General features: G+C 61.4%; 11 protein-coding genes. 7 read left to right on the plus strand and 4 right to left on the minus strand.

Going from position 1 to position 13,092, the window contains the following annotated elements; translation table 11 throughout:
* Nucleotides 1-116: 116 nt before the first annotated feature.
* The 4 genes from argS (at nucleotide 117) to thrB (ending at nucleotide 5,582) form a co-directional block, all read left to right on the plus strand.
* Nucleotides 117-1,769 (plus strand): arginine--tRNA ligase, encoded by a 1,653-nt coding sequence (argS, locus tag ABRP86_RS04470; protein ID WP_349862687.1) that lies wholly within the window; start codon nucleotides 117-119, stop codon nucleotides 1,767-1,769.
* On the plus strand, nucleotides 1,770-3,107 hold the full coding sequence (lysA, locus tag ABRP86_RS04475; protein ID WP_349862689.1) for a diaminopimelate decarboxylase: 1,338 nt from the start codon (nucleotides 1,770-1,772) through the stop codon (nucleotides 3,105-3,107).
* A gap of 178 nt (nucleotides 3,108-3,285) precedes the next feature.
* On the plus strand, nucleotides 3,286-4,629 hold the full coding sequence (locus tag ABRP86_RS04480; protein ID WP_349862691.1) for a homoserine dehydrogenase: 1,344 nt from the start codon (nucleotides 3,286-3,288) through the stop codon (nucleotides 4,627-4,629).
* A 23-nt stretch (nucleotides 4,630-4,652) separates the two neighbouring features.
* On the plus strand, nucleotides 4,653-5,582 hold the full coding sequence (thrB, locus tag ABRP86_RS04485; protein WP_349862693.1) for a homoserine kinase: 930 nt from the start codon (nucleotides 4,653-4,655) through the stop codon (nucleotides 5,580-5,582).
* On the opposite strand, the gene ABRP86_RS04490 is transcribed toward thrB, so the two are convergent.
* The 4 genes from ABRP86_RS04490 to ABRP86_RS04505 all read right to left on the minus strand — a co-directional run bounded on the left by ABRP86_RS04490 (nucleotide 5,569) and on the right by ABRP86_RS04505 (nucleotide 9,199).
* Nucleotides 5,569-6,228 carry a helix-turn-helix transcriptional regulator gene (locus ABRP86_RS04490; protein WP_349862695.1) on the minus strand — a complete coding sequence of 220 codons (660 nt, stop codon included), beginning with the start codon at nucleotides 6,226-6,228 and terminating at the stop codon, nucleotides 5,569-5,571. The genes thrB and ABRP86_RS04490 overlap by 14 nt on opposite strands.
* Nucleotides 6,229-6,232: 4 nt before the next feature.
* A complete protein-coding gene (locus tag ABRP86_RS04495; RefSeq protein ID WP_349862697.1) occupies nucleotides 6,233-8,089 on the minus strand; it encodes an ATP-binding cassette domain-containing protein in 1,857 nt (618 codons plus the stop codon).
* Nucleotides 8,090-8,092: 3 nt separating this feature from the next.
* Nucleotides 8,093-8,854, minus strand: coding sequence for a molybdate ABC transporter substrate-binding protein (gene modA / locus ABRP86_RS04500; protein WP_349862699.1), 762 nt, complete (start codon nucleotides 8,852-8,854; stop codon nucleotides 8,093-8,095).
* 84 nt (nucleotides 8,855-8,938) lie between these two features.
* Nucleotides 8,939-9,199 carry a DUF2249 domain-containing protein gene (locus ABRP86_RS04505; RefSeq protein ID WP_349862701.1) on the minus strand — a complete coding sequence of 87 codons (261 nt, stop codon included), beginning with the start codon at nucleotides 9,197-9,199 and terminating at the stop codon, nucleotides 8,939-8,941.
* 70 nt (nucleotides 9,200-9,269) lie between these two features.
* Between ABRP86_RS04505 and ABRP86_RS04510 the strand changes: the two genes are divergently transcribed.
* Genes ABRP86_RS04510 through ABRP86_RS04520 form a run of 3 tightly spaced genes read left to right on the plus strand, consistent with a single transcriptional unit; the run spans nucleotide 9,270 to nucleotide 12,912 of the window.
* On the plus strand, nucleotides 9,270-10,346 hold the full coding sequence (locus ABRP86_RS04510) for a DUF8744 domain-containing protein (protein ID WP_349862703.1): 1,077 nt from the start codon (nucleotides 9,270-9,272) through the stop codon (nucleotides 10,344-10,346).
* The gene (locus ABRP86_RS04515; protein ID WP_349862705.1) at nucleotides 10,336-11,535 is read left to right on the plus strand and encodes a beta-carotene 15,15'-monooxygenase; all 1,200 of its coding nucleotides are present in this window, start codon (nucleotides 10,336-10,338) and stop codon (nucleotides 11,533-11,535) included. Before ABRP86_RS04510 ends, ABRP86_RS04515 begins: the two co-directional genes overlap by 11 nt.
* Nucleotides 11,536-12,912 (plus strand): multicopper oxidase domain-containing protein, encoded by a 1,377-nt coding sequence (locus tag ABRP86_RS04520; RefSeq protein ID WP_349862707.1) that lies wholly within the window; start codon nucleotides 11,536-11,538, stop codon nucleotides 12,910-12,912. It begins immediately after the preceding gene.
* Nucleotides 12,913-13,092: the final 180 nt, after the last annotated feature.

The following is a 13,092-nucleotide window of genomic DNA, read 5'->3' on the forward strand; positions in this document are numbered from 1 at the left end:
ATATCGCAATATAGGTTTGCCTAAGAGGTCTATTAAATGAGCGATCTCCGCCCGCGGAAATGTTAGCCAGTGCTTCTTTTCGCACGTGTCGGGGCAGTGAACTAGACTCTTGCCACATGACTCCAGCTGATTTGGCCACCTTAGTTAAAGAATCCGCCACCGAGGTCATGGCAGAACATGACCTAGACGCGTCCGTATTGCCGGAATCTGTCACGGTAGAGCGCCCCCGCAACCCAGAACACGGTGACTACGCCACCAACCTTGCACTGCAGGTGGCCAAGAAAGCCGGCGCGAATCCGCGCGAATTTGGTGGCTGGTTAGCGCAAAAATTAGCCCAGCACGATGCCATTGCGGAAGCCGATATTGCCGGGCCTGGATTTATTAATATCCGCTTAGCCGCCGCTGCCCAGGGTGAGATTGTCGCCCAGATTCTGCAGGCAGGCGCGGACTACGGTTCGAATGACTCCTTTGCAGGCAAGAAGATTAACCTGGAATTTGTGTCTGCCAACCCCACGGGCCCGATTCACCTGGGCGGGACGCGGTGGGCCGCCGTCGGCGATTCGCTAGGCAGGGTACTCACGGCTTCCGGTGCAGAAGTCACCCGCGAGTACTACTTCAATGATCACGGCGGCCAGATCGATCGCTTCTCGCGCTCCCTTGTTGCCGCAGCTAAAGGCGAGCCCACGCCGGAGGACGGCTACGGCGGAGATTATATTCGCGACATCGCAAACGCGGTTGTGGAAAAGAACCCCAACGCGCTCGAGGGCGATGCTGCGCAGGTGCAGGAGGCCTTCCGCGCCGATGGCGTAGAGATGATGTTTGCCCAGATCAAGCAGTCCCTGCATGAATTTGGCGTGGATTTTGATGTCTACTTCCACGAAAATTCGCTGTTTGAGTCTGGGGCGGTAGATAAGGCCCTTGAGACCCTGAAGTCTGAAGGCCACCTTTATGAGGCGGATAACGCGTGGTGGCTGAAATCTACCGACTATGGCGATTCTAAGGATCGCGTCGTGGTGAAATCGGACGGCAATGCGGCGTACATCGCCGGCGATATCGCCTACGTGGCCGATAAATTCGACCGCGGTCACGATCTTAATATCTACATGTTGGGCGCTGACCACCACGGTTACGTCCCGCGCTTGAAGGCGGCGGCAGCTGCCTTGGGCTATGACGCCGATGGCGTCGAGGTGCTCATTGGCCAGATGGTCAACCTGTTGCGCGACGGCAAGCCGGTGCGCATGTCTAAGCGCGCGGGCACCGTAATCACCATCGAGGATTTGGTCGCCGCCATTGGTGTCGATGCATCGCGTTATTCGCTGGTGCGCTCTTCCGTGGACCAGTCCATCGATATCGACCTGGGCCTGTGGGAGTCGCAGTCCTCGGATAATCCGGTCTACTACGTGCAATACGGGCACGCCCGGTTGTGCTCGATTGGACGCAAGGCAGCGGAGCTGGGAGTTAGCTCCGAAGGCGCGGACCTGTCGCTGCTGGAGCATGAGCGCGAGGGCGACCTTATCCGCACTTTGGGTGAGTTCCCTGCCGTAGTGGCAGATGCCGCGGAACTGCGCGAGCCGCACCGCGTGGCGCGCTATGCCGAAGAGTTGGCTGGCGTATTCCACCGTTTCTATGACACCTGTCAGGTTTTGCCCAAGGCAGGGGAGGAACAGCAGCCCATTCACAGCGCACGCCTCGCATTGGCGGAAGCATCCCGCGTCGTCCTGTCCAATGCCTTGACTATGGTTGGCGTGAGCGCACCGGAGAAGATGTAAATGGCTGATTTCAATGAGCTTCCCGCCCACGTGTGGCCGCGGAATGCGAGCCGCCAGGAAGACGGCGTAGTTACCGTAGCGGAAGTGCCCTTGCCGGATTTGGCAGAGGAATTCCAGACCCCGCTCTACGTCTTTGATGAGGACGACTTCCGCTCGCGCTGCCAGGACATGGCGCGTGCCTTCGGCGGGCCGGATCACGTGCACTATGCTTCCAAGGCGTTCATTTCCAAAAAGGTGGTGCAGTGGGTCAACGAAGAAGGCCTGTGTCTCGATGCTTCCGCGCTCAATGAGCTAAAGATCGCGCTCGCCGCAGAGTTCCCGGCCGCGCGCATTACGGCGCACGGCAATAATAAGGACGAGGAATACTTGCGCCTGTGCGTGGACGCGGGCGTGGGCCACGTGGTCATCGATAATGAACAGGAGCTCGAAGAGCTCAACCGCATCGCCGGCGAGGCAGGCGTGGTGCAGCCAGTAATGATTCGCGTCAAGCCGGGTGTGGACGCGCATACCCACGAGTTCGTGGCCACCTCGCACGAGGACCAGAAATTCGGTATTTCCCTGGCCACGGGCGCGGCATTCGCCGCTGCGAAGCGTTGCCTTGAGGTGAATAACCTCCACTTGAGCGGCCTGCACTGCCACGTGGGTTCCCAGGTTTTCAATGCCGAGGGTTTCAAACTCGCCGCCGAGCGCGTGCTGGAGCTCTACCGTCAGATCCACACCGAGCTGGGCGTTGATCTGGCCGAGCTGGACTTGGGCGGTGGCTTTGGTATTCCGTATATGCCTTATGAGGAAGCCCTGAATATTGACCGCGTGGCCCAGGACATGCTGCGCGCCGTGGACCAGACCGCGGAAGAACTCGACATTAAGGCGCCGTTCCTCCTCGTGGAGCCGGGGCGTTCCTTGGTGGCCGGTTCTGCGGTGACCGTTTACCGCGTGGGCACGGTCAAGGACGTGGAAACCGGTAAGGCCGATTTGCCGGTGCGTCGGTATATCTCCATCGATGGGGGAATGTCCGATAATATCCGCCCCGCACTCTATGGTTCCGAATACGATGTGCGCCTGGTGAACCGCTTTAGCGATGGCGAAATGGTGCCCTCGCGCATCGTGGGCTTCCACTGCGAATCCGGCGATATCTTGCTAGAAGAAGGCGAATTGCCCAATGACATCCAGCCGGGGGACTTGCTCGCCTTCGCGGCCACCGGTGGGTATCAGTACATGATGTCCTCCCGGTACAACGGCGCGGTGCGCCCGGCTGTGGTGGCAACGCGCGTGGGAAATACCAAGCCCATGTTGCGGCGCGAAACCATCGAGGACCTCTTGTCCTTGGAAGTGGATTAAGCCAGTACCACCCCCGTTAAGCAGGTGCCGCATTCGGCCCGTGCGGCGGGGGTTTTCTGTAGCTGAACGAATATTATCCCCCGCATGTCGCAATATAGACAGCTCGTTCTGTATAGTGACCTGTAGCCGCGTAAAGCGGGAGACATTTTCCACCACTAAATCGACATGGAGACGGACTATGGATGCTTCAAACAGTGAGCTACAGCTACATTCGCGTACCGGCAAGGGTGAAGGCGAAACCGTTGGCATTGCGCTGCTTGGATTCGGCACCGTGGGAGCGGAAGTTTTCCGCCTCTTAGATGAGAATGCGGATGCCTTTGCTCATCGCATCGGTGGGCCGGCAGAGATCCGCGGCATCGCAATCCAGAATAAAAACAAGCTGCGTCCGGGCGTGCCCAGCGAGTTGCTGACGGATGATGCCAAGGCCCTGATCTCCCGCGATGACATCGACTTGGTGGTGGAGGTCATCGGCGGGATCGATTTCCCGCGCGAGCTGGTTTTGACCGCGCTTAATTCCGGCAAGTCCGTGGTGACGGCAAATAAGGCGCTCGTTGCCGCGCACGCTGATGAATTGGCGGAGGCCGCAGAACGCTCCGGGGTTGACCTCTACTTTGAAGCCGCCGTGGCCGCAGCTATCCCCGTCGTGGGTATGCTGCGCCGCTCCCTGGCGGGTGACCAGATCGAGCGCATCTCCGGCATCGTCAATGGCACGACCAACTACATCTTGGACGCCATGGAATCCACCGGCGCCACCTATGACGAGGCCCTAGCGGAAGCTACCCGCCTGGGCTATGCCGAGGCGGATCCCACCGCGGACGTGGAGGGGCATGACGCCGCATCGAAGGCCGCCATCATGGCCTCCATCGGCTTCCACACCCGCGTGAAGTTCGAGGACGTGCACTGCGAGGGCATTACCGATATCACCGCAGACGATATTGCCGCGGCAAACGATGCCGGCTATTCCATCAAGCTGCTCGCCATTTGTGAGCGCCTGCGCCGCGAGGATGGATCCGAAGTGGTCAACGCGCGCGTGCACCCGACCCTGGTGGCTAAGGATCACCCGCTGGCTTCTGTCAGCGAGTCCTATAACGCAATTTTCGTTGAGGCTGAGGCCGCCGGGTCGCTCATGTTCTACGGCAATGGTGCCGGCGGCAACCCTACCGCCTCGGCAGTGCTTGGCGATGTCGTCGGTGCCGCCCGCAATATCGTGCACGGCGGTCGCGCGCCTGGCGAGAATACCTACGCCAACCTGCCCATTGCAGACTTTGGCGAGGTCGATACCCGCTTCCACATCGATATGGAAGTCCAGGACCGCGCCGGCGTCTTGGAAGTCATTTCGGCGCTCTTCGCACAGCATGGGGTATCCCTGCGCACCGTGCGCCAAGAAGACGGCGAGGACACCGCGCGCCTTATCGTGGTCACCCACGCCGCCAAGGAAGCAACCCTGGAAAACATCGTCTCCGCCTTGGGCGAGCTCGATGAGGTCAAGGCCGTTCACTCGGTCATCCGCCTGGGCAGCTAAACCGGTTCGATATATTAGTCACCATGAGCATCGAAGTTGAAGTCGGCACCAAAGCGATAGTCACCGTCCCCGCTTCCACGGCGAACCTGGGGCCGGGATACGACACCCTGGGCATGTCATTGAGCATGTACGACACCGCCGAGGTTGAGGTCATTCCCTCCGGCCTTGAGGTGGAGATTTTTGGCGAGGGGGCAGAAGACCTACCGCGCGATGGCTCGCACCTGATGGTCAAGGCCATCCGGTCCGCACTATCTGCCGCCGAAGCCACGGTGCCAGGGCTGCGCGTGGTCTCGCATAATACGATTCCCCAATCGCGCGGCCTGGGTTCTTCGGCATCTACGGCGGTCGCCGGCGTGGCCGCGGGCAATGCCTTGGCGGGTAACCCGCTGACCCAAGAGCAGATCGTGCAATTGTCCTCGGCGTTTGAGGGCCACCCAGATAATGCCGCGGCCTCGGTTCTGGGCAGTGCCGTGGTCTCGTGGACGACGGTGCCTGTCGATGGCCGCTCCTTGCCGGAATACAAGGCCGCTACCATCAACGTGCATCCCGATATCCGGGCGACCGCGCTGGTGCCGGATTCCCATGCTTCCACCCAGGCGGTGCGCCGTGTGCTGCCTTCGCACGTGACGCATTCCGATGCCGCCTTTAACGTCTCCCGTACCGCCGTCCAGGTAGCCGCATTGCAGAACTACCCAGAGCTTTTGTGGGAAGGCACCCGCGATCGCTTGCACCAGCCGTATCGCGCCGGCGTGCTGCCCGTGACCGCGGAGTGGGTGAACCGCCTGCGCAACCGCGGGTACGCCGCCTATCTTTCTGGGGCGGGGCCGACGGTGATGGTGCTGCACACGGAGGACATCGACGAGAGCATTCTTGATGATGCCCGCGAGCAGGGCCTCCGCGTCTTCGATCTCAAGGTTGCGGGCCCGGTCCGCGTGGAAGTTACGCAGGCTTAATCTCGATCTGGCAGACCTCGGGGCGCTGCATCGGCGTTAGGGCAATGTCCGCGTCCGCGCCGCTGGCTTCTTGCAAAAAGCCAGCGTGTATGGCACAGACAAAGGGGCTTGGGGTGGTTCCGGAGGAGACGAACGGGCAGGCATTCAGCTCGATTTCGGAAGGATCCGCGCCCTGCGAAGGATCAAAACCCATATCGCGCAGGGTGGCAAAAAGGGTGTCGAGCGCCCCGCTCTGGATATCCGCGCCCGTTGCGCGCGCCCATTGCCGTCCCAGCTCTCGGGCCTGTGGGGAAGAGAAATCATCGAGCTCTTCCTTGCCCGCGAGCATGGTAGTTAGCACGCTAATGAGGCTGACATATTCGTCTGCGATGGCGCGGTTATCCGGCACGCGCGCCTGGAAAATCAGGGACGGGCGCCCGCGCCCGGTGCTGTGCTCTGGAGCGGCGGTCACGGCACCGACATGAATGAGTTCATCGATATGCCCGCGCGCGGTATTGACGTGCATGCCTAAATCTTTTGCTACCTCCGCAGCACGGGCTCCTCGCGGGTAGTGCTGGAGCTGCGTGAGCACCTCGTGCTGCTTAGGGGATAGCTTGAGTGCTTCTGGGAAAAGATCGGTGCTTGGGCGGGGGAGCGAATTAGGCATGCGATTAACTTCGTATCTCTGAGTGCTGATGAGGGGCTTGATTAACAGAAATCTTATCTTTAGCCACGCTATAGGATACGGTATCGCCCGTATCTATACCTAAAGCTACTTGCCTACTCACCGGCACGGTAATCGTGTGCCCGCCCATATCCAGGCTCAGCCGGGCATCCGCCATGCTGGCCGCTTCTACCGCGATGACCTTGGTGGACCAGCGATTGACCCCGGTAGAGGCTTCAGAGGCAAGGTGCACGTCGCTTGGCTTAAACGTGACCGCTACCGTATCTCCGGAGCGGAGATCGCTCGCGTCGCCGGTGATGGTTGTGCTCCCGCAAGAGACGATGGTCTCGGTAGCGTTGGCGTCTTCGACGGTGCCCTCTACACGGTTGAGCCCGGCGATGGAAGCCACGAAGCCGGTGGGCGGCACATCGAGGAGGTCCGCGGCTGGGCCCTGGGCAGTGACGCGGCCGGAATTCATGACCACCATGTCATCGGCAAGCCCGGCAATATCCAGCGCATTATGGGTCACCAGCAAGGTGGTCCGGTCGCGGCGGGTAGCGCGCAGGAAGCGGCGCCACTTGCTGGCGGATTCCACGTCGATGGCCGCCAAGGGCTCATCCAGAATCAGGATGGTGGGCCGCGCGGCGAGCGCGCGGACGAGGGCCACTTGGGCGGCCTGGCCGCCGGAAAGGGCGGGCACGGGGACATCGTTAAGCTCACGCAAGCCCGCCGCCTCCAGCAACTGCGTGGCACGTTGCTTATCGCGGGTGACCATCGCGATGGCTTGGTTGGCGGTGGCTCGCGGTGGCAGGCCGGGGCGCTGGGTCAGCAGGACGATGTCATCCTGGTTGGCGTTAATCTCCGCGCCGGTCAGCCGTCCGGCGATGCGGCTCATCAGCGTGGTTTTGCCCGAGCCATTGGAACCGACGATCGCGGTGATCGCGCGCGGGCTAAATTCCGTGGTTTCCCCATCCGCCGTGACGGATAGGATAGGGGCATTTTCTGGGGCGGTCAGGGCGCTGAGTTTCTCGTAGTCCATGCTGTGCAGCTCGCGGGCCTGCGCCTGATAGGAACGCTGGCGGAGCGAGGGGAGCCCGGCGAGGGCGAGGCAGACAATCGCCATTGCGATGAGGATGGCGGAGAGCACATAGGCGCCATCGGTATCGACCTCGCGCTCCAAGTAAATGCCGAGCGGCATAGTGCGGGTCACGCCCGGCTGGGAGCCCGCGAAGGTCAGCGTGGTGCCGAACTCGCCGAGGGACCGCGCAAAGGCAAGGCCGGCGCCGGTAGCTAGGGCAGGGGCGATGGAGGGGATGGTGATTTTGCGCAGTACCTCCCAGCGGGATAGGCCTACGCTGGCGGCAGAGGCCAAAATCTCCTGATCTAATTGGCGCAGGGCGGAATCGACCGCGACCACGACGAAGGGCAAGGCGACGAAGCACTGCGCGGCGATGACGCCGGGGAAAGCAAAAGCAAAATGGAAGTCTATGGCGTCAAGAAGCGGGGACAGATAGCCCCGGCGGCCGATGGCGGCGGTCAGCGCTAGGCCGCCCACCACGGGTGGCATGGCCAAGGGCAAATAGATGAGCAGGCGGATAACGCCGCTGCCCCGGCCAAGCTGTTGGACCCAAAGGGCAAGGCCAGTCCCCAGCACCATCGCCAGCAGCATTGATTGGAATGCCGCGGTAAGGGACAGCTTGAGCATGTCCCAAATCTCCGGTTTGGCGAGGTATTCGCCGATGCGGTTCCACGGTACGCGCAGCCCCAGGGAGGCTACGGGAACGAGGATGACAACGACCGCGATAAGGCCGATAAGGCCGATAACGAGCGGAGACTTAAGGCGGATGGGCTGGGGAGGGGGCATTGACTAATCTGCTGGGTTAAAGCCGAACTCTTCCCAGGTCTTATCAAAGTCATCGGCCAACAGGTCGAGGACCTTTTGTGCCTCTTCTGGGTGCTCAGCCTCGGCGGAGACTGCGCCCAGGATCTGGTTGGCAAACTTATCAGCATCCGGGATCTCGATGACCTCTACATCATCGCCAGCGGCCGCGGCGTCGGTGGAGTAGACCCAGCCGGCATTGGCCTCACCGGAGACGACTTTGCCCAAAACGTCAGCGACCTGCTGCTCCTGGGAGGCGGGCTTTACGTCCAGGTCGTTTTCTTCGATGATCTGGGAAGAGATATCGCCGCAGGGAACCTGCGGGTCACAGATGACGAAGCGGTCTTCGTTCTGCAGATCCTCGATGGAGTGGATATTGCCCGGGTTGCCCTTCGGTACGACCATCACCATGACGTTGGTGGCAAGCACCTTCGGGTCCTTCACAGTTCCGTCATTGATTGCCTTGTCCATGGTCCTTTTGGACGCGGTAAGCAGCAGGTCCGCAGGAGCGCCCTCGCTGAGCTTATTGACCAAGTCAGAAGAGCCGCCATTTTGGAACTCGAGGTCAACCGGGGTGTCGAGCTCGGAAGCGCGCTTTTCTAGTTCGTCATTGATGACGCGGGTGGACGATGCAGCCAAGAGGTTCAGGCTGGTCTGCTCTGCATCGGAGGTGGTGGAGGTATCGGGAGAGCAGGCGGAGAGCGCCAAGCCGGTCGCAGCAACGGCGGCTGCGGCAAATTTCTTATTCATAGTGAATGCTCCGTGTTATATAGACAACTATGTACGAGAGATAGAGTTATCACCATTTAGCCTATCGATTTGCACGGGAATACACTACGAAATTCGCGTGAACTTGATGTGATAGTCGTTTTCTTCTTCCTTGAGGTAAGACAGCTCGAATTCCTCCGCGCGCTCTTCCACTTCCTTGAGTAGAGGGAGTGGGTTGTGCGGGGCGATGAGGATCATGGCTTGGCCCACGTTCAGGGTGCCCAAAGCGCCGTGGATGGCGCCGTGGCGCACGGCGTGGGGGATTTCGGTGGCGTTGAGCGTGGGGATGGAGTTCTGCTGGGAGGAATCGGTGATGGGAAGTTCCATGGCGAGGATCATCCTTTCGGAGGTGGGGCGAGGGTTTTACCTTGCCACCAATATTAGTACGATTAAAGCCGTGATAAATAATAGGCTCGCGCACCGCTTCTTCTTCCTTGCCTGCGCGGGGCTGTCCTTGCTGGTTGGGCTCGCCGCCGGGGCATCCCTGCTCGGCGTGGGGTTCTCGCCGGCAGCCTCCGTCGCCGCCGATCATGGCCCCTTGATGGTCTTTGGCTTTGTCGGCGGCGCCATCGGGCTAGAGCGCGCCGTCGCCGTGCGCACGCGGTGGGCTTGGGTAGGTCCCATCTTCCACGCCGCCGGTTTTGCGGGCATCGTCGCCGGCCTACCGCGGCAGGTCCCGGCCTTGTGCTTCGCCGCCGGCTTCATCGTGCTGGGGTTGATCTATGCCACCATCCACCGGCGCCAGCCGGCCCTGTCCATCATTGTGCAGGCCACCGGCGTCATCGGTGGGGTAGCAGCGGCACTGCTGTGGGCCATGGAGCCGGCCTTTTCTACGGCGATGCCGCTGTGCGTGCTCTACGTGGTAGCGACGATCATCGGCGAGCGCATGGAGCTTGCCCGCATCACCATGGCCGGCACCCAGGCGGAAAAGCGCATTACCCTGTGGGTTTTGGGGTTGGCGGCGCTCAGCGTGGTCTATATCCTTTCCCCGGCCGTGGGCTACCGCGCGATGGGTGCGGCGCTTATCGGCGTTGCGGTTTCTACCGTGCGCGTGGATGTGGCGAAGAACCTAGTGCGCTCGCGCGGGCTGCCGCGCTATTCCGCAGCCTGCATGCTCGCCGGGTATTTTTGGCTGGCCCTGGGCGGATATTTCTGGCTGCTTTATGGCGAAAGCTCGGGCTTTGCCTACGACGCCTCGGTGCACGCCATCTTTTTAGGCTTTGTCATGTCCATGATTTTTGCCCATGCCCCCATCATCATTACCTCCGTCATCCGCCGCCACTTGCCCTACCATCCGGTGCTTTTTCTCCCCGTAGCGGTCCTGCACGGCGGGCTGGCGCTGCGCATTCTTGCCGATGTCGCCCGCCACACCGTTGCCTACCAGGTAGGTGGCCTGACCACCATCGCCGCCGTCTTGGTATTCCTCGCCTGCGGCATTACGTTGACGGTGAAGGAGGCCCACCGTGCGCATTAATGACATCTCCCTGGCCGCCCGCAGCCGCTGGCATATCCTTACCGCCGCGCTTATCGGCGCGTGGGTACTCATCGGCATCGGCATCAACGTGGCGGGCCACCTGGGCGCCCCCGTGGTGTGGTGGGAACTCATCCACCCGCTGACCATTGGCGCGCTGACCACCGCCATCATCGTATTTTCCACCCATTTCACCGAGGCGCTCACCCGCACCGCCAATAATGGTTACCGCGGCGTGGGCACGCGCGTGGCGCTCATCCAGGTGGGCCTCATCCTGCTCATGATCGATCGCGCGGGCTATGACTGGGGCCTGCTTGCCGATGCCGCCTCCCTCCTCATCATCGCCGCCCTTGCCTGGCAGTTCGTCTTCACCTACACGCGTTTGCGCGGCTCGCTTTCCGGATCCTTTGCGGTGACGGTGCCGTTTTATGCGGCCGCATCCATCTTCATGATCGCCTCCGTGGTGCTCGTGATCTTAAGCGGCAATGGTGTGGGTAACTATTCCTTCCTAGTGGCAGCGCACTCGCGCGGCATGGTCTGGGGGTTTGCGTGGCTGACCATCGTGGGCACCATCGTGACGCTGCTTCCCACCCTCTCCGGCACCGCGATTTCGCCTACCGCGCGGATGCGGTGCACGCGCGGGCTCATCGTCCACTGCGCCGGGCTGGCACTGACCATGGTGTGCGGTGCGGTGGGGTGGACGCGCGCGGCGGGCATCGCCCAGCTGCTCGTCGTGCTCGCCGCCATCATGATCATCCAACCGGTACTGGCTACCGTGCTGGGGCGCAACCCCCGGTTGACCACGGCATCGGTATCCGTCATCGCGGGGCTGCTATGGATGGCGGCCCTGTGCGCCGGGGATGCCGTGGCCGCAGCGCTTGGCGCCTACCCGCGCGTCATCACGCTATTTTTGGTCCCGGCCTTCATCGGTGGTGGAGTCTTGCAACTGGTCACGGGCGTATTGCACCACCTCTTGCCCACGCTGGTGGGAGGGGGTCCTGCCAAGGTGCACCACGGCCGGGCTACCGCGGACCGCGCTGGTTTCGCCCGACTCGTCCTCATAAACCTCGGCGCCCTGCTGAGCCTTGTCAATGCCCTGGCTGCCGGGCTTATCCTCATGGGGATAGGCTTAGCATTAAACGTGCTTGCCGTGGGCCGCGCCGTTTACCAACAACAGAATCTGGAGAATTAAATGCTTAGTATTTCTTCCCCACAGCCACAGGATAAGCCGCCGGAGCCCGGCAACTCCCAGTGGGCCTCGTGGCTGCTCATCGGCATCGCGTTGGCCGCGGTTATCGCGTTGGCCCTCGTCAATACCACCTCTAAGGACTCCCAACCGTCGAGCTCTGTCGCCGAAGGCGAAACCCACACCATTGACGTGGAAGTCGATGGCATGGCCTTCGTCCCCAACCACGTCGATGTGGATCCCGGCACCCACTTGGTGGTCAACTTCACCAATACCGGGGATCAGGTGCACGACCTAAAGATTGGCGATGCCGAAACCGGCCGCGTCGATCCCGGCGATACCGTGCAGCTCGATGCCGGTGTGATCGAATCCAGCATCGAAGGCTACTGCACCATCGCTGGTCACCGCCTGCAGGGCATGACCTTTGACGTCAACGTGGGTGACTCCGCGCCAAGCACCGGCGGGCACGATCACTCCGTGGCAGGCGCATCCAACCCGCACGTTGATGTGCCCAGCGCCGCCGAGCTCGGCGCCTCCCGCGAAGGTTTTAAAGCCCATGACGCCTCCCTCGCGCCAGCGGCCAATACCACCACGCACGAAGAAACCTGGTCCATGACCGAGGAAATCGTTGAGGTAGCCCCCGGTGTCAAGCAGATGCAATGGCTCTTTAATGGACAGGCACCAGGGCCGACGTTGCGCGGCAAGGTGGGCGATAAGTTCAAGATCACCATCAAGAATGAGGGCAGCATGGCCCATTCCATCGACTTCCACGCCGGTGAGGTCAGCCCGGATGAAAACATGAAGTCCATCCAGCCCGGAGAGGAATTGACCTACGAATTCACCGCGAATCGCGCCGGAATCTGGATGTACCACTGCTCAACCGCCCCGATGTCCCTGCACATCGCCAACGGCATGGCCGGCAACGTCATCATCGATCCACCAGACCTCAAGGACGTGGATGCCGAGTACAACTTCATCGCCAACGATGTCTTCCTCGGCGAGGAAAAGACCGGCGCCGATGCCCAGCGCGTGGCCGATGGTGACTTTGACCTGATGGCCTTTAATTACTACCCCAGCCAGTACGATGTCGACCCCATCAAGGCCAAGGTGGGCGATACCGTCCGCCTGTGGATCATGAACGTAGGCCCCGACCAGCCGCTTAGCTTCCACGTGGTGGGCGAGCAATTCGATACCGCCTATAAGGAAGGCGCCTACCTCATCAAGGACGAGGATAAGACCGGCTCGCAGGCCTTCGACCTGCTTCCCGCGCAAGGCGGGTTCGTCGAGATGACCTTTAACGAGCCCGGAACGTATTCCTTTGTCAACCACATCATGACTAACGCCGAGAAGGGGCAGCACGGCAAGTTCGTCGTCACCGAATAACGCGTTCTTAGCTTTCTGTCCCCACCCCCGCCCTTCGTCCCCCGCCCTTCGCGCTCACCAGGGCACTGCCGAGAGGTAGTTCCACCTCTTACCGTGAGCGCGAAGGTCGGGGGTTCTTTATTGGCCACCTCCCTTGGCGCTCACAGGGCGGCGGTGATTGCAGGCGTACCGCTCTGCCGG

The organism is Corynebacterium sp. KPL3927, from assembly GCF_040225835.1.
Classification (GTDB): Bacteria; Actinomycetota; Actinomycetes; order Mycobacteriales; family Mycobacteriaceae; genus Corynebacterium.

What these genes read in the sequence shown, in the direction of transcription:
- argS (WP_349862687.1), top strand. Translation starts at nt 117, where the DNA reads ATGACTCCAGCTGATTTGGCCACCTTAGTTAAAGAATCCGCCACCGAG.
- lysA (WP_349862689.1), top strand. Translation starts at nt 1,770, where the DNA reads ATGGCTGATTTCAATGAGCTTCCCGCCCACGTGTGGCCGCGGAATGCG.
- ABRP86_RS04480 (WP_349862691.1), top strand. Translation starts at nt 3,286, where the DNA reads ATGGATGCTTCAAACAGTGAGCTACAGCTACATTCGCGTACCGGCAAG.
- thrB (WP_349862693.1), top strand. Translation starts at nt 4,653, where the DNA reads ATGAGCATCGAAGTTGAAGTCGGCACCAAAGCGATAGTCACCGTCCCC.
- ABRP86_RS04490 (WP_349862695.1), bottom strand. Translation starts at nt 6,228, where the DNA reads ATGCCTAATTCGCTCCCCCGCCCAAGCACCGATCTTTTCCCAGAAGCA.
- ABRP86_RS04495 (WP_349862697.1), bottom strand. Translation starts at nt 8,089, where the DNA reads ATGCCCCCTCCCCAGCCCATCCGCCTTAAGTCTCCGCTCGTTATCGGC.
- modA (WP_349862699.1), bottom strand. Translation starts at nt 8,854, where the DNA reads ATGAATAAGAAATTTGCCGCAGCCGCCGTTGCTGCGACCGGCTTGGCG.
- ABRP86_RS04505 (WP_349862701.1), bottom strand. Translation starts at nt 9,199, where the DNA reads ATGGAACTTCCCATCACCGATTCCTCCCAGCAGAACTCCATCCCCACG.
- ABRP86_RS04520 (WP_349862707.1), top strand. Translation starts at nt 11,536, where the DNA reads ATGCTTAGTATTTCTTCCCCACAGCCACAGGATAAGCCGCCGGAGCCC.